This window comes from Helicobacter pylori (assembly GCF_014496965.1).
In the GTDB taxonomy this organism is placed as follows: Bacteria; Campylobacterota; Campylobacteria; order Campylobacterales; family Helicobacteraceae; genus Helicobacter; species Helicobacter pylori_CZ.
Window position 1 is genome coordinate 26,109 of sequence record NZ_JACTCR010000003.1, and the last position, 20,344, is coordinate 46,452.

The window sequence follows — 20,344 nt, forward strand, 5'->3', positions numbered from 1 at the left end:
ACAAATTACTTACAACTTAAAGGGGATATGATGAAAGTTCTATTATTAGAAGATGTGAAAAATTTAGGCAAAGTGGGTGAAGTGTGCGAAGTTAAAGATGGCTATGGGAATAACTTTTTAATCGCTAACCAAAAAGCCAAACTCGCTACTAACGAAGTGATCAACAAATACAAAGCCGAAGTTAAAAAGAAAGCGGAAAAAGAAGCCCTAGAAAAGGCGCAAAAATTGCAAATGGTAGAAACCTTACAAACCATCACGCTGACTATCCATAAAAAAGTCGGCGCGAACGGCTCTTTATTTGGAGCGATCACTAAAGAAGAGATCGCAGAGCGTTTGAAAGAACAGCATGCGAGTTTAAATTTAGATAAAAAAGACATTGAGCTCAAACACCCGATTAAAAGCACAGGGATTTATGAGATTGAAGTCAAGCTTGGATCGGGGATTGCGGGCGTGTTTAAAATTGATGTGGTGGCTGAGTAGAAAATGTTTGAAGCGACGACGATTTTGGGCTATAGAGGGGAATTTGACAATAAGAAGTTCGCGCTCATTGGAGGCGATGGGCAGGTAACTTTGGGTAATTGCGTAGTCAAAGCCAATGCGACAAAAATCAGGAGCTTGTATCACAACCAGGTTTTAAGCGGGTTTGCCGGGAGCACGGCGGACGCTTTTAGTTTGTTTGATATGTTTGAACGCATATTAGAGAGCAAAAAAGGGGATTTGTTTAAAAGCGTGGTGGATTTCAGCAAAGAATGGCGCAAGGATAAGTATTTACGCCGATTGGAAGCGATGATGATCGTTTTAAACTTCGATCACGTTTTTATTTTGAGTGGCACGGGCGATGTTTTAGAAGCCGAAGATAATAAGATCGCTGCCATTGGGAGTGGGGGAAATTTTGCTTTAAGCGCGGCTAGGGCTTTAGATAACTTCGCTCATTTAGAACCTAGAAAACTTGTAGAAGAGTCCTTAAAAATTGCAGGGGATCTTTGCATTTACACCAACACGAATATTAAAATTTTGGAGCTTTAATGTCTGAATTGAATATGACCCCAAGAGAAATTGTTGCTTATTTAGATGAATACATCATTGGGCAAAAGGAAGCTAAAAAGTCTATCGCTATCGCTTTTAGGAATCGTTACAGGCGTTTGCAACTAGAAAAATCCTTACAAGAAGAAATTACGCCTAAAAACATTTTAATGATTGGCTCTACTGGCGTGGGTAAAACTGAAATCGCAAGAAGAATAGCAAAAATCATGAAACTCCCCTTTGTGAAAGTGGAAGCGAGCAAATACACAGAAGTGGGTTTTGTGGGGCGCGATGTGGAGTCTATGGTAAGGGATTTAGTCAATAACAGCGTGCTTTTAGTGGAAAATGAGCATAAAGAAAAGTTAAAAGACAAGATTGAAGAAGCGGTTATAGAAAAAATCGCTAAAAAACTCCTACCCCCCTTGCCTAATGGGGTGAGCGAAGAAAAAAAACAAGAATACGCTAACAGCCTTTTAAAAATGCAACAAAGAATCGCGCAAGGCGAGTTGGACAGCCGAGAAATTGAAATTGAAGTGCGTAAAAAAATCATAGAGATTGATTCTAATGTGCCGCCTGAAATTTTAAGGGTTCAAGAAAATGTGATCAAGTTTTTCCATAAAGAACAGGATAAAGTCAAAAAAACTTTAAGCGTTAAAGAGGCTAAAGAAGCCCTAAAAGCAGAAATTAGCGACACGCTTTTAGATGGCGAAGCCATTAAAATGGAAGGCTTGAAGCACGCGGAAAGTTCAGGGGTGATTTTTATTGATGAAATTGATAAGATCGCTGTAAGCTCTAAAGAAGGAGGCCGTCAAGATCCCAGTAAAGAGGGGGTTCAAAGGGATTTGTTGCCGATTGTAGAGGGGAGTGTGGTGAATACGAAGTATGGTCCTATTAAAACAGATCATATTTTATTCATTGCAGCAGGGGCTTTTCATCTTTCTAAGCCAAGCGATCTCATCCCTGAATTGCAGGGGCGTTTCCCTTTAAGGGTGGAGTTAGAGAGTTTAACCGAAGAAATCATGTATATGATTTTAACCCAAACTAAAACCTCTATCATCAAGCAATACCAAGCCCTTTTAAAAGTGGAAGGCGTAGGAATTGCGTTTGAAGACAATGCGATCAAAGAGTTAGCCAAACTTTCTTATAACGCCAATCAAAAAAGCGAAGATATAGGCGCTAGAAGGTTGCACACCACCATTGAAAAAGTGCTAGAAGACATTAGTTTTGAAGCGGAGGACTATTCTGGGCAAAATGTTACTATCACTAAAGAATTGGTTCAATCAAAGCTAGAGGATTTAGTGGCTGATGAAAATTTAGTGAAGTATATTTTATAATGAAAACTAAGGCGGGCTTTGTAGCTCTTATAGGCAAACCAAACGCTGGAAAAAGCACTCTTTTAAACACTCTTTTAAACGCTCATTTAGCCCTTGTTTCGCATAAGGCTAACGCGACCAGAAAATTAATGAAATGCATCGTGCCTTTTAAAGACAAAGAAGGGTATGAGAGCCAAATCATTTTTTTAGACACACCAGGACTCCATCATCAAGAAAAATTACTCAACCAGTGCATGCTCTCACAGGCTTTAAAAGCGATGGGCGATGCTGAATTGCGCGTTTTTTTGGCTTCTGTGCATGATGATTTGAAAGGGTATGAAGAGTTTTTGAGTTTGTGCCAAAAACCCCATATCTTGGCTTTGAGTAAGATTGACACAGCCACGCACAAGCAGGTTTTACAAAAATTACAAGAGTATCAAAAATATTCATCGCAATTTTTAGCTCTAGTGCCTTTGAGCGCGAAAAAATCTCAAAACTTAAACGCGCTTTTAGAATGCATCAGTAAGCATTTAAGCCCTAGCGCATGGCTTTTTGAAAAGGATTTAATGAGCGATGAAAAAATGCGCGATATTTATAAGGAAATCATTAGGGAGAGTTTGTTTGATTTTTTGAGCGATGAAATCCCTTATGAAAGCGATGTGATAATTGATAAATTTATAGAAGAAGAACGCATAGACAAGGTGTATGCACGCATTATCGTAGAAAAAGAAAGCCAAAAAAAAATCGTGATAGGCAAAAACGGGGTGAATATCAAACGCATCGGGACTAACGCGCGATTAAAAATGCAAGAAGTGGGCGAAAAAAAGGTTTTTTTAAACTTGCAAGTGATCGCTCAAAAATCATGGAGCAAGGAAGAAAAGAGCTTGCAAAAACTGGGCTATATCTATCAAAGGAATAGGGATTGAAAAAAATATTACCGGCTCTGTTAATGGGGTTTGTGGGATTGAACGCTAGTGATCGTTTGTTAGAAATCATGCACCTTTATCAAAAACAAGGCTTGGAAGTGGTGGGTCAAAAGCTGGATTCTTATTTAGCGGATAAATCTTTTTGGTTAGAAGAGCTTCAAAATAAGGACACGGATTTTGGCTATTATCAAAACAAGCAGTTTTTATTTGTGGCGGATAAATCCAAGCCTAGTTTAGAGTTTTATGAAATAGAAAGCAACATGCTTAAAAAAATCAACAGCTCTAAAGCCCTTGTAGGCTCTAAAAAGGGCGATAAAACTTTAGAGGGCGATTTGGCAACGCCTATTGGAGTGTATCGTATCACGCAGAAATTAGAGCGCTTGGATCAATATTATGGCGTGTTGGCTTTTGTAACGAATTACCCTAATTTGTATGACACCTTGAAAAAACGCACCGGGCATGGCATTTGGGTGCATGGAATGCCTTTAAATGGCGATCGCAATGAATTGAACACCAAGGGCTGCATTGCGATTGAAAACCCGCTTTTAAGCTCTTATGATAAAGCGTTAAAAGGCGAAAAAGCGTTCCTTATCACCTATGAAGACAAGTTTTCCCCCAGCACTAAAGAAGAATTGAGCATGGTTTTAAGCTCCCTTTTTCAATGGAAAGAAGCCTGGGCTAGGGGCGATTTTGAACGCTACATGCGTTTTTATAACCCCAACTTCACTCGCTATGACGGCATGAAATTCAACGCTTTTAAAGAGTATAAAAAAAGGGTGTTTGCAAAAAACGAAAAAAAGAATATCGCTTTTTCTTCTATTAGCGTAATCCCTTACCCCAACTCCCAGAACAAACGCTTGTTTTATGTGGTGTTTGACCAAGATTACAAAGCCTACCAGCAAAACAAGCTCTCTTATAGCTCTAATTCTCAAAAAGAACTCTATGTAGAGATTGAAAACAATCAAGTTTCTATTATAATGGAAAAATAGGGCTTTGTTTAATGAGAGCGATTTAAGCGGATTTTTCTAATCTTAAAAGCTTGGTTACAATTTGATTAAAAAACTACAGAGCTTGCTTTTTCATAGCCAAATTCTGCGGATTTTTGCAAGAATTTTTTAGCCCTATTTTTTTGTTTTCTAACGCCAAGCCCTTCTTTATAAGCGATCCCAATCCTATAAAGGATCTCCCCCATTTGTTGTTTGAGTAAAATAATATTGCTTGAAATTTCAGCAATGTCTTCCCAAGAAAGTGTCTTATCTTTGATTTGAAGGGCTTTCTTAACAAGTATTCCAAATTTCTTTCCAAATTTTATAGGATTCGCGCTCAAACCTGAAAGATCAATGAATCGCGATCCAATAAGCATACTAGTAAATTCCGCAAGGTTTGATCCAAATTTGTTAACAAAATTTGTGCTTTTATTAGAAAATATGCGAACCACATGCCTGTAAGTCTTAAGCGCTTGTTTCAAATCCTTTTTCATCCCTAAGCCTTCTGCTTGCATGTATCCTAAAATTAAAGCGCCCCCTAACAACCCGCTCCCATACCCTTTGATAGCGTTTTTTGCATAGAGTTGTGCTTTTTTGTAATCCACTTTCACGCCCTTTCCCTCCAAATACATTTTGGCTAAATAAACGTTGCCAAGCCCGATGCTGTATTCTTGCGCCAATTTAAAATCTTTAAAGGCTTGCTTGTATTGGCCTTGATTAAAATGGTTTAAACCATTTTCAAAATAATATGTCTTATGATTTCGCGCAATTTCATCCCACTGATTTCGCGCCCTTTCATCCCAATCATCACTGATGCTAATATATTCATCAGCTATACAAAGTGAAAACGGCAACAATAAACCCAATAAAAGCAATAAAGGCTTTAAAAAAGAGAGGGTGGTGCGATAAAAATCTTTAAACATGTCAAGTCCTTTTACAATTTGAGCCATTCTTTAGCTTGTCTTTCTAGCTAGATCACAAGCGAACTTTCAAAGCAATTTGAATGGATAGCAGTTGAATAATTGCAAGTAAAGAACATGACTAAAAGAGCTAAACTTAAAAATGTCAAACAAAAGAGTGGGCTTAACCGATCTAACTTACTATTATATCATCTCTTTTTTAGATTGCAAACAACAACATAATAGCGACAAGCAATAGGGAGATGGTTTTATATTTTTTGCTATAATAGCATGAATTTGTTTCATAAGTAACAAATTGAGAATATACCATCTATGGAGGTAACACTATGGCTGACACAATCAATACAACTGAAGCAACCCATGAAACAAAAAAGCCAAACGCTTTTGTAAATTTTTTCAAAAACAATTTGGCTAATAAGCGTTATGATTCATTAGGTCTCATTGGAGCAGGGGTTTTATGTTGTGTCTTGAGCGGTGCTATGGGGATTGTTGGGATAATCTTTGTCGCAATAGGAATCTTTTTGTCTTTTTCTAATATCAACTTAGTGAAATTAATTGAAAAATTGTCCAAAAAACAACCTAAAGTGGCAACAACTGTCAATAACGAAACCCAAAAATCTCAAGCAACAAGCGTTACCAACGGACCAACTGAAGCTAAAGAAACTAAAGATTGAGGTAAAACAACGATTTTGACTGAAGAAAGAATAAGGGAAAATCTCACAAATTTAGGTGTTCTAGTGGTTTATTACTCACTGCATGACCTACACAAGCAACCTATAAATTCTTTTTTTAGATTTAAGAGTAGTTATTTGCAATATGAGTCTAGCTACGAGTTACAATGTGAGTAATAATTTTTCTAAGTTTAATATTAAGAGAGTCAGAGAATATTTGATTTGTCTTGTTTGTAACACACCTAAAATGATACAAAGAGAATTGAATGGTGTCTCATTTTATGGTTACTCTAATTATGTAAATAAAGGCGACTGTAAGGGCGTTTTACGAGAAATAAATGGCTCAATGAAAATGGTCTGCTTGCATTGTGAAAACACGCTCATAATGGAAAAAGTAGAAAGTGGTAGGGGAGGTTACGCTTGTAAGAATTGCAATAGGAAGTTTTACTTTATCGATCTTGCAAAACAAAACGAACGAAAAAAAGATTTAGAAAAAGAAAAAAAAGAATTGCTTAATAAGATTGAAAAGCAAAAAATCAAACGCCTTGAGCGTTTCATTTTGGCTGGTGTAAAAGCTAATATTAAAGAAAATTCTTTTTTCTTAGGATGTAAAAATTATCATAAGTGCAAATGGACTGCTAGTATGGATTCACAAGATCCTAAATGTCCCAAATGCAATAGATTAATGAAAAGAAAAAAGAATTTCAAAAACAATGAGTTTTTTACAGCTACATCACTTACCTTAAATGCAAGGGAATTTTGTCTCTATATCAATCTGAAAAAAAAAGGAAACTAATGTTTAGAAAACTGGCAACCGCTGTATCGCTCATAGGCTTACTAATCTCTAACACTCTTTATGCTAAAGAAATAAGTGAAGCCGATAAGGTTATTAAAGCCACTAAAGAAACTAAAGAGACCAAGAAAGAAGCTAAACGACTCAAAAAAGAAGCTAAACAGCGCCGACAGATCCCTGATAATAAGAAACCTCAATATGCCTCTGTTGATGACACAAAAACTCAAGCGCTTTTTGATATATACGACACCTTGAATGTGAATGACAAAAGCTTTGGGGATTGGTTTGGTAATAGCGCTTTGAAAGACAAAACCTATCTCTACGCTATGGATCTATTGGATTATAACAACTACTTATCCATAGAAAATCCCATTATCAAAACAAGAGCAATGGGAACTTATGCGGATTTGATTATCATCACAGGCTCATTAGAGCAAGTCAATGGGTATTACAACATTCTAAAAGCGCTCAACAAACGCAACGCTAAGTTTGTGTTAAAAATCAATGAGAACATGCCTTATGCCCAAGCGACTTTTTTAAGAGTGCCAAAAAGAAGCGATCCTAATGCCCACACGCTTGATAAGGGAGCGTCAATTGATGAGAATAAGCTTTTTGAACAACAAAAGAAAATGTATTTCAATTACGCTAACGATGTGATCTGCAGACCCGATGATGAAGTGTGTTCGCCCCTAAGAGATGAGATGGTAGCTATGCCCACTAGCGATAGCGTTACTCAAAAACCCAATATCATTGCTCCTTATAGCTTGTATAGACTAAAAGAGACAAATAACGCCAATGAGGCCCAACCATCACCTTATGCCACTCAAACCGCTCCCGAAAACAGCAAAGAGAAGCTCATAGAAGAGCTAATCGCTAACTCCCAACTCATAGCCAATGAAGAAGAGAGGGAAAAGAAACTCTTAGCAGAAAAAGAAAAACAAGAGGCTGAATTGGCTAAATATAAGCTCAAAGACTTAGAAAATCAAAAGAAACTAAAAGCTTTAGAAGCAGAGTTGAAAAAGAAAAACGCTAAGAAACCTAGAGTAGTGGAAGTGCCTGTTTCTCCTCAAACAAGTAATTCTGATGAAACAATGAGAGTTGTCAAAGAAAAAGAGAACTATAATGGGTTATTAGTGGATAAGGAGACCACGATCAAAAGAAGCTATGAGGGGACTTTGATCAGTGAAAATTCTTACAGCAAAAAATCGCCCATCAACCCTAATGACTTGAGGAACTTAGAAGAAGAAATCAAAAGCTACTACATCAAGTCTAACGGCTTGTGTTACGCTAATGGCATTAGCCTCTATGCAAAAATCAAAAACGACCCCTATAAAGAGGGAATGCTGTGTGGTTATGAGAGTGTTCAAAATCTGCTCTCACCTCTAAAGGACAAGCTCAAATACGACAAGCAGAAGTTACAAAAAGCGTTACTGAAAGATTCAAAGTAAGTTAAAGTTTTGTTTGAGAAATGGATTGGTCTGACTTTGCTTCTTAATTCCTTAGCCTATCCATGCCAAAAGGTAACCATTAGTTTCAAGCAGTATGAAAATCTTATCCATATCCATCAAAAAGGTTGCAACAATGAAGTGGTGTGCAGAACGCTTATTTCTATCGCTTTACTAGAAAGCTCTCTAGGGTTGAACAACAAGCGCGAAATTTCCACAAAAGACACTTCTTATTCCATGTTTCATATCACTTTAAACACCGCTAAAAAATTCTATCCTACCTATTCTAAAACGCTCCTCAAAACCAAATTGTTAAACGATGTGGATTTTGCGATCCAATTAGCCAAACAAATTTTAAAAGAAAATTTTGATTATTACAAACAAAAACACCCCAACAAAAGCGTGTATCAATTAGTGGAAATGGCAATAGGCGCTTACAATGGGGGAATGAAACACAACCCTAATGGCGCTTATGTGAAGAAGTTTCGTTGCATTTATTCTCAAGTGCGATACAACGAATAAAGCATGCTAGAACTAACTTATTTTGAATCTTTATAATTTTTACAAGCAATCTTGGTGGTATACTCCTACTATCTTACAAATTTATAATAATATCATTTGCATCATTATCTTTTAATCTTTTTAAAATATATTGTGATTCTTTTTGTTAAGATATTCTGTCTTTTTATTTTTTGGAATAGGCTTTTTGCTTTCCTTATAAAGACATATAGCGTAAGAATTCTTCCAATTCGCACCATTTTCTCTGAGCATGGGTGCTGTAAGAATGGCTTGATGAATTTTAACCTAGCGCATGCAGCAATCCAATAAAAGCGATGGCTAGCAAATCAAAGAACACACAAGCTTTTGATGAGTGAAAATTCCATTAAAGATATGGGAAAACTCAAACACTTCATGCAAGACAAAGATTATTTTTTTAGTAAAGAAGCGTTTGATCTGATTTTGAAGGATTTCCAAAACGAAATCAATGATTAGAAATTAAAATCACAGTTCGCTTGAACCCACAGGCACTAAAGATTTATCATAGCTCAATTCACCTCTAGTTTTAGCAGCTTGCAAATCATCATAGAATGTTGCCTGATTAGGCACTTTCCCCAATTTGTATTTCTTGCTCAAGCTTGGACTTACCTTAATGAGTTCATCGGTGAAGAATGGATCATCATAGTAAAGCGCCTTGTGGCACTTGATGGGTTTGAGCGTGTTTTCTAGAATGATAAGCTCATCGCCCATGGTCATCAATTCATCAGGGGTCATCAAAAACCGCTCTTTATTGCTGATAGAAGTGTTGGTCTTACCGGTATTATCATCAATGCTTCGGCTCACATCTTGCCTGGTGTATTTCCCCAACACCTTAGAAAGTTTTTCAAAATGTTCATAGTAGTTATCGTTGTTAATCCCATAATACATATTTAAAGAAAGGTTGTCTAAAATAGTCTTAGCGCCATTCCTACCATAACCAAGTGGGGGGTCATTCTCTAGTTGCGCCTTACTTTGAAACACAAATGCAGGGCGCATGTTGTATTCTGCCATAATCCCTACCGCTTTCACAAAGGTTTCTAAATAGCCACAGAGCGTGAACTCGTCCATAAGCATCAAACAACTTCTTTTGCATTGTGGATCATGGATTGGCAGAATAAGGTTGCTATAAATCATCACATTGAAAAACAGCTCTAATATCGGCCCAACAATAGTGCTTTCTTTAGGATTAGCGATCACGCCAATACTCACTTCATCAATCCTCAAACGCCTGAAATCAAAATCATTAGCGCTCGTGAAATTCCTAATCATGGCGTTATTGTAAGGTGCAAACGCTGAAGTATAGACCCCTTGAACAGAGCTATAAGTTTCTTTAGCACCACCCATTGTTTTGAAGTTGTTCCACATGTTTCTAGTAGCAGGACTAAGCACTCTTAGATTGTCGCCACTCTTATCTTCTTCACCTCCAAAAAATTCCATCAGAGACACAACTTTTTCCATGTTTGTGTCTTCATCAATCAAGTTGATACCGCTCGCCATAGAACCTATGAAAAACATCGTGGGGGTTTCAGGCATGATGATTTTTTTTCTTTTGACAAACTCAAGCCCCTTTTTAGTCCACATGAGATCCCTATAAATATTGCAATTAATGACAAAAAGATTTCGTGCCTGATTGCTAAAAAAAGGATCTTTTTCATTAGGTCTTTCAGGGAACACGAGCTTTGCCAATCCAAAGATTTGAGTGGAAAAATCCCCCCCACTAGCCACCATCCCATGACCTTTTAGGCGTGTGTCAATTTGAGAGAGTATGTCTTCAGTCAAAACCACATCATTACCAAAATCCACATAAGCGAAAGGATTAAATCGGTGTGTTTTTAAGGAGAAAGGTTCATAAATGAACACTTTTTGGTTGAAGCGTTTTTCTCTGATTTTTCCGCAAGTTTCCATAGTGTCAGCCTTAGGGTCAAACACAACGATATTTTGAGGATAATTGATCATATTGGGCATGATGAAACCCACACCCTTACCGCTTCTGGTAGGAGCGATCAAGCCAATGAACGCTTGTCCTGCGTAAGCGATAAAATCCCCTAAACCACGCCTGCCTACAATAACCTCTCGTTTGTCAAAGGCGCGTTTTTTATTATTGGGTGTGATAAGTTTAGCTTTGATCATTTTTTCTTCGCTCTCCCAACTCGCGCTACCAAAGAGATCATCAACTTTTTTATTCGCTCCTATGTCTCTAGTCCGAGTTAAGTATTTTAAGAACCACACAAAAAAGGTAATGAATATATAAGAGCATAAAATAGAACTATATACGACTAAGGATATATTGAACCCATAAATCTTGAGTGAACTAAAACAAAGCGCCTTAAAATAGTATGCAGGAAAATCTTGTATCGCATAGATCCATATATCAAAAAGATCATCATCACTCTCAGGCAATTTATTGTCATCATAAAAATTACCTAAGAGAATCAAGAAAAATAACCCTGATGTGATAAAAGAATAGGATAATAATAGTATAGCTTGTAACCAAAAGCCAAAGGTTTTAACTCTTTCTTTCAGCCCCTCTATAATGATTTCTTTAAAGTTTTTTTTCTTTTGAGGTTGGTTAGCTTTATCTTTAAAAGCCTTTTTTTGAGCTTTTATGAATTTGTAGAGAAAAAATAACGCTATTAACCCTATGAAACTAAAAATAACAACCAACTTATAATTCTCTATGAAATATAAGGTGTTATATAAAAAGTCTTCCATTGTGCCTACTACCTATGTTTGATATAAAATTCATCACACTGTTTGTGGTGGTTGATATGGACAATCATATCAATTAAATCTTTAAAGCCCTCAATGAGGCTTTCAAACTTGATATTCCTTGCTGCGTTATTAGATGAACTCATGTTGGCTAAACGAATAAACGCTTCTTCACTGCTCCCTGCATGTAGAGTGGTTAGCGTGCCTTTATGACCGCTACAAAGCACATTATAAAAATCATATGCCTCACTGCTTCTGAGTTCTCCTAAAATGATTCTATCAGGTCGCATTCTCAAACATGACTTTAAACAATCAGCAGAGGTGATATTCCCACCAAAAAAAAGCTGTGTGTAGTTCTTGTGGTGTTTGAATACAATCTCTTCGGTGTCTTCAATGGATATGATCCTTTCTTCTTTAGGGATAAACTCCATGATGCTTTTGATATAAGTCGTTTTACCGCTTCCTGTGCCACCACAAACAATCACATTCTTACCGATAGCAATACCATCTTTAATCGCACTGATCGCTTGTTCTTTGTTATCTAGTAGATTATAAAAACCCTGTTCTTCAAAGAAGCTATGAGGATAGGTTGTTTTGCTAGGTATCCTTATGGATATGGAAATGGTTTCATCATTAACTGTAACAGGGGAAAGGACAATTTGCACCCTTTCACCATTCGCTAAATTGCTGCTCAAAATAGGATTTTCATAGTTGTCTATTGTTTTTTTCTTAAAACTTGCACAACACCGAGCAAAATGCATTAAACGAGATAGACTAAAGGCTTTCTTGTCTCTCACATCAAATGGTTGCCATTCGCCATTATTTTTTAAAACCCATACAACCTTGTTCCCATTGTAACAAATCTCAGTGATATTTTCCATTTTTAAAAAATCACCAAAAAGTTCTTCAGTAGCATGCCTTAAAGGATTTAATGCCGCTTCTTTTAAAGCTCTTTCTACTTCTAGAAATTTTTTATCTTCTGCACTCAATCTGTCTTCAGTCATGTTCTTATTCCAAATTTAATTTTAATTGGGTTATCAATTTAGCTCTTTCTAAAGAAGTGAGATAAGTCTTATTTTTGCTCAAAATAATATATTTAGTCCCTATATCTTGGACAATCTCATTGAGCTTCCTTCCAAAATCATCTATCCCTAGAATCTGAAACGCCACGCCCATCATATTGCCATCTATGAATGGCGGTAAATACTCTCTTGGCAGATAAGAAGCCACTAGGTCTGAAATTTTTGCCACTTCATCACACATAAAATTATTGAAGTTGTCAGAAATTTCTACAACAAACTCCCCAAGTGTTAGTTCATTTTTGATCGTGCTTTCTGCAAAAGTCTTTTCTTGTTTGCAACGATTGTAACTGGCTAACACAAGGTTGTTTAAATAGTTGTAATAAGCATCAAAACTAATAAAATTCTTTTGCATATTGATTCTTAATTCTTGAACTCTTCTCAAAAAATCTTGCGGATCGTTGCTATCTTTTAAAGAAGTGGCGTAATTTTGAATAAACTTATCCCTTACTTCATTCGCATTTCTCATAAGAGAGCTGTTGCTGTCTAAGATCTTTTGTCTTTCTGCTTCATTGAAACCGAGTTCCATTGCTGTTTCCTTTCATTGTTTTTGCTTGGTTTTTTTTCGCCACTATATCCTCTAGAAGAGCCTAGTTGGTTTTGTCTTTTATTTTGTAAAGAACCGAGTTTAGTAACATATTTAGTAACATGAATATATTTTTATCCTTTCTCTTGAATCAATTGCCACCTTTGGGGCTTGTGGTGATTTCTTCATGTTCTCTAGACAAAGTTTTGGTGCTTTGTTTGATAATTTCATCTACCACAGATTTGTTGGTAATTTTAACATCATACACGCCACTAAAATCAATATCGTCCATTGTGAGAATCTTAATACTATCGCCCTCGTTTTTGTAAAAACTTGGGGGGATATTCATCAGTTGCCCTAGAATTTGATTAGACATCTGAGCTGAACTTTGCATACTACCATTGATAGCTTGACCCAAAGCGTAATTAAATTCAGGTGTCCTTTCACTTCTGCCTTTGCCAAGGCCTATGAGTTTATCTAATGCTATGATAGGCGCGGTTTGCAAGAAGCTATTGACCACGCTTGCTATCACAGCAAAGCCTATGCGCTTCATAAAGTGATTATTCACATAGCCATCTACCCCTGCTTCACCCAACATGCCTGCTGCTTGAGCGTTTGCTAGAGGTATTATCACACCATCAGGCGTAATGGCTTTAGTAAAGACTATCATTAAGCGTGTCATAATGGGTGTGCCACCTTTCACGCTTTGATAATTCCCATACACCTTAGTGCCTTTGTCTAGTAAGATCATAGTGCCGTTCATGTTCCATACATCTTTGGCTACAACCCCACTCACTATACCTGTGAGAGTGGCATCTACTTTAGAAGTCAGAGTGATTTCAATAGGGGTGTATTGCGCTAAAACAAATGTGGGATCACTCTTGCCTATAAAGGCCTGTTTGACAGGGCTTGTTTCATCTTGTTTTTCTGTTTTCTTTTTGTCATCAATGGGATTACCATTTTCATCTACAAATTCCCCATTCTTTTCTTTTTTGTTCTTAAGAGCGATTTCACTGATATTTTTGGCAGTTTCTGCGACATCTTTGTCTATCTTATTGCTTTCTGCTCTAGCTTCTGCTGTGGATTTTCTACTTTTTTCTTTATCGTCATCTTTTTTATTGCCACCTAAAGCCTTAGCTAATTTAGCTTCTAAATTCTTATCCTTAATGGTTTTTTCTGTTTCGTATTGCTTGGTAATGTCAGGCTCTATGGAAGCATAAATAGGATTATCGCTAGCTATTTTGTCCGCATCAACATTGGTGGCGTTAATAGTGGCAATATCGCCACCATTTTTGAAATCCATTGGCAACAATGGATAACCTTTAGCCGCCATGTTATCAAAGGTTTTGCGGTTTCTTAGATCGCTATAAATCAGATCCACTTCATCAGCTTGTCGTTTAATTCCTAGAATTAGCGCCCTTTCACTATCGCTCAAGCCTTCTAAACATTGCTCTATGGCTTCTTGATCAGTAGGGTCATCTAAGTTATCCAAGCACTCGCTTGCTTGATGCAATCTTTCTGTTTTACTCAATTGATTTTGTTTGCTTTGTGTCCTTTTATTTTGGATTTCTTGGATCAAATCGCTATAAAGGTTTTGACATTTCCTTTTTTCTTCATCGGTCCTAGCCGTTTTCAAACAATCCAAGACAGCCTTTTCTCTAGCTTCTTGCAGGTATTTGAGCTTCTCTTCATCGCTCAAACCATCCAAACACTTCATAATAGCTGCTCTGTCGTTAGGATCGGCGTTTTTCAAGCAATCTTTGATCGCTTTATCTTTTTGTTGGAGCTCTTTCGCTAAAAATTTTCTCGCTTCAGGGGTGAGCAATTTCTCACATTCTTGTTTCTCTTTTTCATTCCTAGCTCTTGAAACGCAGTCCAAATAAGCCTTAACACTCTTCTTAACTTCTTGCTCTAAGAGTTTTCTCGCTTCAGGGGTGAGTAATTTCTCGCAAGCTCTCCTTTCTTCTTCATTTCTAGCTTGAGAGAGGCAGTCTTTATAAGCTTTAAGACTCTCTTTAGCTAAAACATTTTTCTGCAAGTCTTTAGGGATATTTTTAAGACATGCTTTTCTTTCTTCTTCATTTCTAGCTTTTTCCAAACAACTTAGCACTTGCTTCGCTAAAAATTTTCTCGCTTCAGGGGTGAGTAATTTCTCGCATTCTTGTTTCTCTTTTTCATTCCTAGCTCTTGAAACGCAGTCCAAATAAGCCTTAACGCTATTCTTAACTTCTTGCTCTAAGAGTTTCCTCGCTTCAGGCGTGAGTAATTTCTCGCAAGCTCTCCTTTCTTCTTCATTTCTAGCTTGAGAGAGGCAGTCTTTATAAGCTTTAAGACTCTCTTTAGCTTCTTCTAAAAGTTTTTTCGCTTCAGGAGTGAGTAATTTCTCGCATTCTTTTTTCTCTTTTTCATTCCTAGCTTTTGAAACGCAGTCTTTATAAGCCTTCAGGCTCTCTTTAGCTAAAACCTTTTTCTGCAAGTCTTTAGGGAGATCTTTGACACACCTTTTTTTCTCAGCTTCGGTTTTAGCGTTTTTCAAACAATCTAGTGCCTGTTGCTCTAAAAACTTTTTCGCTTCAGGCGTGAGTAATTTTTCGCATTCTTTTTTCTCTTTTTCATTCCTAGCTCTTGAAACGCAGTCCAAATAAGCCTTAACATTCTTCTTAACTTCTTGCTCTAAGAGTTTTCTCGCTTCAGGCGTGAGTAATTTTTCGCATTCTTTTTTCTCAGCTTCAGTTTTGGCTTGAGATACGCAATCCAAATAAGCCTTAACGCTCTCTTTGGCTTCTTCTAACTTTTTTTTCGCTTCAGGCGTGAGTAATTTTTCGCATTCTTTTTTCTCAGCTTCAGTTTTGGCTTGAGATACGCAATCCAAATAAGCCTTAACGCTCTCTTTGGCTTCTTCTTCTAAAAGTTTTTTCGCTTCAGGGGTGAGTAATTTTTCGCATTCTTTTTTCTCTTTTTCATTCCTAGCTCTTGAAACGCAGTCTTTATAAGCCTTAAGACTCTCTTTAGCTTCTTCTAAAAGTTTTTTCGCTTCAGGGGTGAGTAATTTCTCGCATTCTTTTTTCTCATCTTCAGTTTTGGCTTGAGATACGCAATCCAAGTAAGCCTTAACGCTCTCTTTGGCTTCTTCTTCTAAAAGTTTTTTCGCTTCAGGGGTGAGCAATTTCTCGCATTCTTGTTTTTCTTTTTCATTCCTAGCTCTTGAAACGCAGTCTTTATAAGCTTTAAGACTCTCTTTAGCTTCTTCTAAAAGTTTTTTCGCTTCAGGAGTGAGTAATTTCTCGCATTCTTTTTTCTCTTTTTCATTCCTAGCTTTTGAAACGCAGTCTTTATAAGCCTTCAGGCTCTCTTTAGCTAAAACCTTTTTCTGCAAGTCTTTAGGGAGATCTTTCAAACACTTTTTTCGTTCTTCATCGGTTTTAGCGTTTTTCAAACAATCTAGCGCTTGTTGCTCTAAAAGTTTTTTCGCTTCAGGCGTGAGTAATTTTTCGCATTCTTTTTTCTCAGCTTCAGTTTTGGCTTGAGATACGCAATCCAAATAAGCCTTAACGCTTTTTTTAGCTTCTTCTAACTTTTTTTTCGCTTCAGGCGTGAGTAATTTCTCGCATTCTTTTTTCTCAGCTTCGTTTTTGGCTTGAGATACGCAATCCAAATAAGCTTTAACGCTCTCTTTGGCTTCTTCTTCTAACTTTTTTTTCGCTTCAGGCGTGAGTAATTTCTCGCATTCTTTTTTCTCAGCTTCGTTTTTGGCTTGAGATACGCAATCCAAATAAGCTTTAACGCTCTCTTTAGCTAAAATATCGCTTTGTAAGTCTTTAGGGAGATCTTTCAAACACTTTTTTCGTTCTTCATCAGTTTTAGCGTTTTTCAAACAATCTAGAACCTGTTGTTCTAACTTTTTTTTCGCTTCAGGCGTGAGTAATTTCTCGCATTCTTGTTTCTCTTTTTCATTCCTAGCTTTTGATACACAATCCTTGTAAGCCTTGACGCTCATATCAGCTAGTAGTTCTTTTTGTAAGTCTTGGGGAATATTTTTCAAGCACTCGTTTCGTTCTTCATCGGTTTTAGCGTTTTTCAAACAATCTAGCGCTTGCTGTTTCAATCTTTCTATAGCTTCTTTAGACAAGCCTTTCAAGCATTTGTTTTTCTCAGCTTCTGTTTTGGCGTTTTTGATACAATCCTTATACTCTTGAAGCTCTTTTTGAAGCTCTAATTCCTTACGGAATTTCTCTCTAATCTCAGGGTCATTTATGAGTTTTAGGCACTCGTTTCGTTCTTCATCGGTTTTAGCGTTTTTCAAACAATCTAGTGCCACTTGAACTTTTTGTTGGTTCAGTAAGCTTTTTTTCAGGTTTTCATCTTTGATTAAATCTAAACACTTGATCCTTTCTTCTTCAGTTTTGGCATTTTTGATGCAGTCATTATAAGCCTCTAAAGTCTTTTTCATTTGATCTTGAAGTTTTTTGTCTTTGATAAGCTTCAAACATTCTTCATAGTTGCCACCATTACTAATACATTCATAAAAGGCCCTCAATGGGTTTTTGTCCTCAATTTCTGCAATATTCAAATAGTTGTATAAAGTTCTATTGGGATCGTCATTGAAGAAAAGATTCTTATCGATCATATTGCCTTTTTCATTCCGTTCTTTCAGCAATCGGTTATACTCTTGCCTTATTTGGATTTCATCATTGACATAAAGATTCCTGTCTTTGCTAAAACGAGAGCTTTTATCTTCCAAAGGTATGAAATAGTGAAAAATGCTTCTAGAAAATAAAATAATCACGATAAGAACAGCGACTGCAATGCCACCAATAATGTATTTCTTTTTGCTTCCTTTGATAATCTCTTGATCGTTAGAGTCGTTAGTTATTTCTTCTGACTTGTATTCATCAAAATTGGTTTTAGTTTCTGTGGAGTTGTCAAGATGATGATCTGAGCTTTCTTTGGATTCTTTTGAAGAATCTTCAAAGTGATTGGCTTTTATTGTTTCTTCATTGGATAAATCTTGGGGCGAATGTTGTTGGGTTTTTTTAGAAGTTTCATCATCAATTAAGTCCATTTGAGTTTCTTCTTGATACCCATTATTTTCTTGATCGTCTTCTTCGTTCGGTTCTTGGATTTCTTCATCTAAATTCTTTTGCTGAGTGAAAGGTCTTTTATTATCAACTAATTTTCTGGCTTTTTTGAATAACTTGTCTGCTAGATTGCTAGATTCTGAAGTTTCATTACCTCCAGAATCCATTTGAGTTTGGGTTTCTTCTGACTTGTATTCATCAAAATTGGTTTTAGTTTCTGTGGAGTTGTCAAGATGATGATCTGAGCTTTCTTTGGATTCTTTTGAAGAATCTTCAAAGTGATTGGCTTTTATTGTTTCTTCATTGGATAAATCTTGGGGCGAATGTTGTTGGGTTTTTTTAGAAGTTTCATCATCAATTAAGTCCATTTGAGTTTCTTCTTGATACCCATTATTTTCTTGATCGTCTTCTTCGTTCGGTTCTTGGATTTCTTCATCTAAATTCTTTTGCTGAGTGAAAGGTCTTTTATTATCAACTAATTTTCTGGCTTTTTTGAATAACTTGTCTGCTAGATTGCTAGATTCTGAAGTTTCATTACCTCCAGAATCCATTTGAGTTTGGGTTTCTTCTGACTTGTATTCATCAAAATTGGTTTTAGTTTCTGTGGAGTTGTCAAGATGATGATCTGAGCTTTCTTTGGATTCTTTTGAAGAATCTTCAAAGTGATTGGCTTTTATTGTTTCTTCATTGGATAAATCTTGGGGTGAATGTTGTTGGATTTTTTTAGAAGTTTCAAGTTTATCGTTTTCTTCATTCATGTCTTAACGCCTTTTTATTTATCTCTGACAAGAGGGAGCTTTTTAATCACACGCTCCAATTCACCATAGTTTTTGATATTGTAATTTTTTGTCAATGGATTTTTCCCATAGCCTTTATTGATCACTGTTACAAGGGCTTTGTCTTTAATGAGTTTAAACTTCTCTGCAATTTCATTAACTCTATACCATCTCAATCCTGAATTGGTCATATTAGGATCAATGGCGGCATCAGTCATGCTCAATTTCCCATCAGGTTGAACCACAAAAATAGCAGGTTGGAGAGTGATGTTTTTGAAACCAAAATAAGTGAATGTGCCATCATCAAAAATTTCAGAGGGCATAATATGTTTAGAGCGTTTTTCAGGCGCTTGGTAGTAATTGTAGTTTCTAGGCACAGGGTTTCTTTTTAACGCATTATGCACATATTGGGTCTCTAGCGCCTTTGCTTGATCTAGTATAATTTTTTGTTTTTCTTCTCTTATTTTTTCTTTGTTGATAATCTGTTCATTGCTCGCCATCATTACTCTATTGATGTAGGCTGTGGTGTTGAGATTTTCTTGCTTGATCAATTCTCTCTGCCTCTTTGCTTCTTCTCTCTTTTTTAATTCCTCTTCAATAACGCTAGAGACTTCGTGTCTTTGTGGGTATTCTAATTTGACCGTTAGATACGCTGAAGCAAAATTGTCTTTTTGAGCTATCCTCAAAATGAATTGATACAAGGCTTTATTGGTCCGCACAACAAGATTAGTCCTCCAAGCGCTATCGCTAGGAGATAATTCTATGGAGTTATCCTCGGGGCTTTTTTGAGATTTATCTGTCTTAATACTGATTTTATCCTTGGATCTTTGCCTGACTGCCTCTTCAGCTTGTTTCTTGTTGAGTTCTTCAATTTGTTTGAGCGCGTTAGCTTGAGCCTGCTCTTGCATGTCCTCTAGTCGTTCCATTTGGTCTAATTCATTTTCTCTCTGTTGCTTGATCAATTCGCTAAGATTTTTGTTATTGCTCAAATTTTGTGGGTTACTCATAGCGTTAGTGAGATTTTCTAAATTGGCTCTATTTTTTGCACGCTCCTCCTTTCTTTTTTCTCTTTTATCTTTTTGCGCTTTTTGCGCTTGTTCTTTAGCTTCTTTTTCTTTTTCTAGAGCTTTTTTTTGTTCTTCTAATTCTTTAGGGTCAGGCGCATCTACGATAAGTTTTTTTGTTTTTAAAAATTCTTGGTAATCTCTTGTCATTAGGGCAAAATTCACTGCTTCTTTTTCAAACATGAGATTACTTTTTACCGATTTAGGTTGAATGAATATGTGATTAGAATTAGGCACAATATTCCAACCTTTATTGAAACCTGTTGTGATGTAAGAAATAGTTTCATCTTTTTCAAGTTGGATCACAGTAACATTGTCTAATGAAGTCCAAATCGTGATGGGTTTTTCATCTCCCAAATAAGCAATCTTCTTATTCACCACTTTCACCCTGCCACGATTAAAATTTTTAATGTCAGGTGCTGCTTCTATTACGCTAGATAAAAATAAATAACCAAGACAGAAACAGTTAACAATTTTTTTAAAAAATGCCTGCTCCAT

At 36.5% G+C, this 20,344-nt stretch carries 16 protein-coding genes and 1 pseudogene; 11 read left to right on the top strand and 6 right to left on the bottom strand.

Annotation, left to right across the window (positions count from 1 at the left end; translation table 11 throughout):
* Positions 1–30 precede the first annotated feature (30 nt).
* From rplI to csd6, 5 genes are read left to right on the top strand one after another with little or no spacing between them, the layout of a single operon-like run.
* Positions 31–480 (top strand): 50S ribosomal protein L9, encoded by a 450-nt coding sequence (gene rplI / locus H7O61_RS01830; RefSeq protein ID WP_187875025.1) that lies wholly within the window; start codon positions 31–33, stop codon positions 478–480.
* Between the two features lie 3 nt (positions 481–483).
* Positions 484–1,026 carry an ATP-dependent protease subunit HslV gene (gene hslV, locus H7O61_RS01835; protein ID WP_187874973.1) on the top strand — a complete coding sequence of 181 codons (543 nt, stop codon included), beginning with the start codon at positions 484–486 and terminating at the stop codon, positions 1,024–1,026.
* Positions 1,026–2,357 carry an HslU--HslV peptidase ATPase subunit gene (gene hslU / locus H7O61_RS01840; protein ID WP_187874974.1) on the top strand — a complete coding sequence of 444 codons (1,332 nt, stop codon included), beginning with the start codon at positions 1,026–1,028 and terminating at the stop codon, positions 2,355–2,357. The genes hslV and hslU overlap by 1 nt, the downstream gene beginning before the upstream one ends.
* Positions 2,357–3,262 (top strand): GTPase Era, encoded by a 906-nt coding sequence (era, locus tag H7O61_RS01845; protein WP_187874975.1) that lies wholly within the window; start codon positions 2,357–2,359, stop codon positions 3,260–3,262. The genes hslU and era overlap by 1 nt, the downstream gene beginning before the upstream one ends.
* Positions 3,259–4,251 (top strand): cell shape-determining L,D-carboxypeptidase Csd6, encoded by a 993-nt coding sequence (gene csd6 / locus H7O61_RS01850; RefSeq protein ID WP_187874976.1) that lies wholly within the window; start codon positions 3,259–3,261, stop codon positions 4,249–4,251. Before era ends, csd6 begins: the two co-directional genes overlap by 4 nt.
* Before the next feature lie 65 nt (positions 4,252–4,316).
* On the opposite strand, the gene H7O61_RS01855 is transcribed toward csd6, so the two are convergent.
* On the bottom strand, positions 4,317–5,171 hold the full coding sequence (locus tag H7O61_RS01855) for an SEL1-like repeat protein (RefSeq protein WP_187874977.1): 855 nt from the start codon (positions 5,169–5,171) through the stop codon (positions 4,317–4,319).
* Positions 5,172–5,494: 323 nt separating this feature from the next.
* Between H7O61_RS01855 and cag1 the strand changes: the two genes are divergently transcribed.
* The 6 genes and pseudogenes from cag1 to H7O61_RS07965 all read left to right on the top strand — a co-directional run bounded on the left by cag1 (position 5,495) and on the right by H7O61_RS07965 (position 9,070).
* A complete protein-coding gene (gene cag1, locus H7O61_RS01860) occupies positions 5,495–5,842 on the top strand; it encodes a cag pathogenicity island protein Cag1 (protein ID WP_187874978.1) in 348 nt (115 codons plus the stop codon).
* A gap of 15 nt (positions 5,843–5,857) precedes the next feature.
* Complete coding sequence (locus H7O61_RS08035) at positions 5,858–6,016, top strand: cag pathogenicity island protein (protein ID WP_331459595.1); 159 nt, start codon at positions 5,858–5,860, stop codon at positions 6,014–6,016.
* Positions 5,985–6,642: pseudogene (locus tag H7O61_RS01865) on the top strand (cag pathogenicity island protein). The gene H7O61_RS08035 and the pseudogene H7O61_RS01865 overlap by 32 nt, the downstream one beginning before the upstream one ends.
* The gene (gene cag3, locus H7O61_RS01870; protein WP_187874980.1) at positions 6,635–8,080 is read left to right on the top strand and encodes a type IV secretion system outer membrane cap subunit Cag3; all 1,446 of its coding nucleotides are present in this window, start codon (positions 6,635–6,637) and stop codon (positions 8,078–8,080) included. Before H7O61_RS01865 ends, cag3 begins: the two are co-directional and overlap by 8 nt.
* A gap of 9 nt (positions 8,081–8,089) precedes the next feature.
* Positions 8,090–8,599, top strand: a complete 510-nt coding sequence (gene cag4, locus H7O61_RS01875) for a VirB1 family T4SS lytic transglycosylase Cag4 (RefSeq protein ID WP_024369401.1) — start codon at positions 8,090–8,092, stop codon at positions 8,597–8,599.
* Positions 8,600–8,944: 345 nt separating this feature from the next.
* A complete protein-coding gene (locus H7O61_RS07965) occupies positions 8,945–9,070 on the top strand; it encodes a hypothetical protein (RefSeq protein ID WP_269434260.1) in 126 nt (41 codons plus the stop codon).
* Positions 9,071–9,079: 9 nt separating this feature from the next.
* Here H7O61_RS07965 and cag5 read toward each other — a convergent pair whose 3' ends face one another.
* The 5 genes from cag5 to cagX all read right to left on the bottom strand — a co-directional run bounded on the left by cag5 (position 9,080) and on the right by cagX (position 20,344).
* Positions 9,080–11,326 carry a VirD4 family type IV secretion system ATPase Cag5 gene (cag5, locus tag H7O61_RS01880; RefSeq protein WP_187874981.1) on the bottom strand — a complete coding sequence of 749 codons (2,247 nt, stop codon included), beginning with the start codon at positions 11,324–11,326 and terminating at the stop codon, positions 9,080–9,082.
* Positions 11,327–11,334: 8 nt separating this feature from the next.
* On the bottom strand, positions 11,335–12,327 hold the full coding sequence (gene virB11, locus H7O61_RS01885) for a cag pathogenicity island type IV secretion system ATPase VirB11 (RefSeq protein ID WP_000133871.1): 993 nt from the start codon (positions 12,325–12,327) through the stop codon (positions 11,335–11,337).
* A gap of 4 nt (positions 12,328–12,331) precedes the next feature.
* The gene (gene cagZ, locus H7O61_RS01890; protein WP_187874982.1) at positions 12,332–12,931 is read right to left on the bottom strand and encodes a cag pathogenicity island translocation protein CagZ; all 600 of its coding nucleotides are present in this window, start codon (positions 12,929–12,931) and stop codon (positions 12,332–12,334) included.
* Between the two features lie 148 nt (positions 12,932–13,079).
* Positions 13,080–18,764 (bottom strand): CagY family CD-EC repeat-containing protein, encoded by a 5,685-nt coding sequence (locus H7O61_RS01895; protein WP_187874983.1) that lies wholly within the window; start codon positions 18,762–18,764, stop codon positions 13,080–13,082.
* 14 nt (positions 18,765–18,778) lie between these two features.
* Positions 18,779–20,344: a type IV secretion system apparatus protein CagX gene (gene cagX / locus H7O61_RS01900; protein ID WP_187874984.1), complete on the bottom strand. Its 1,566-nt coding sequence runs from the start codon at positions 20,342–20,344 to the stop codon at positions 18,779–18,781.

Coding starts and splice junctions, on each gene's coding strand:
- rplI (WP_187875025.1), top strand. CDS start 31: ATGAAAGTTCTATTATTAGAAGATGTGAAAAATTTAGGCAAAGTGGGT.
- hslV (WP_187874973.1), top strand. CDS start 484: ATGTTTGAAGCGACGACGATTTTGGGCTATAGAGGGGAATTTGACAAT.
- hslU (WP_187874974.1), top strand. CDS start 1,026: ATGTCTGAATTGAATATGACCCCAAGAGAAATTGTTGCTTATTTAGAT.
- era (WP_187874975.1), top strand. CDS start 2,357: ATGAAAACTAAGGCGGGCTTTGTAGCTCTTATAGGCAAACCAAACGCT.
- H7O61_RS01855 (WP_187874977.1), bottom strand. CDS start 5,171: ATGTTTAAAGATTTTTATCGCACCACCCTCTCTTTTTTAAAGCCTTTA.
- cag1 (WP_187874978.1), top strand. CDS start 5,495: ATGGCTGACACAATCAATACAACTGAAGCAACCCATGAAACAAAAAAG.
- cag3 (WP_187874980.1), top strand. CDS start 6,635: ATGTTTAGAAAACTGGCAACCGCTGTATCGCTCATAGGCTTACTAATC.
- H7O61_RS07965 (WP_269434260.1), top strand. CDS start 8,945: ATGAGTGAAAATTCCATTAAAGATATGGGAAAACTCAAACACTTCATG.
- cag5 (WP_187874981.1), bottom strand. CDS start 11,326: ATGGAAGACTTTTTATATAACACCTTATATTTCATAGAGAATTATAAG.
- virB11 (WP_000133871.1), bottom strand. CDS start 12,327: ATGACTGAAGACAGATTGAGTGCAGAAGATAAAAAATTTCTAGAAGTA.
- cagZ (WP_187874982.1), bottom strand. CDS start 12,931: ATGGAACTCGGTTTCAATGAAGCAGAAAGACAAAAGATCTTAGACAGC.
- H7O61_RS01895 (WP_187874983.1), bottom strand. CDS start 18,764: ATGAATGAAGAAAACGATAAACTTGAAACTTCTAAAAAAATCCAACAA.
- cagX (WP_187874984.1), bottom strand. CDS start 20,344: ATGGAGCAGGCATTTTTTAAAAAAATTGTTAACTGTTTCTGTCTTGGT.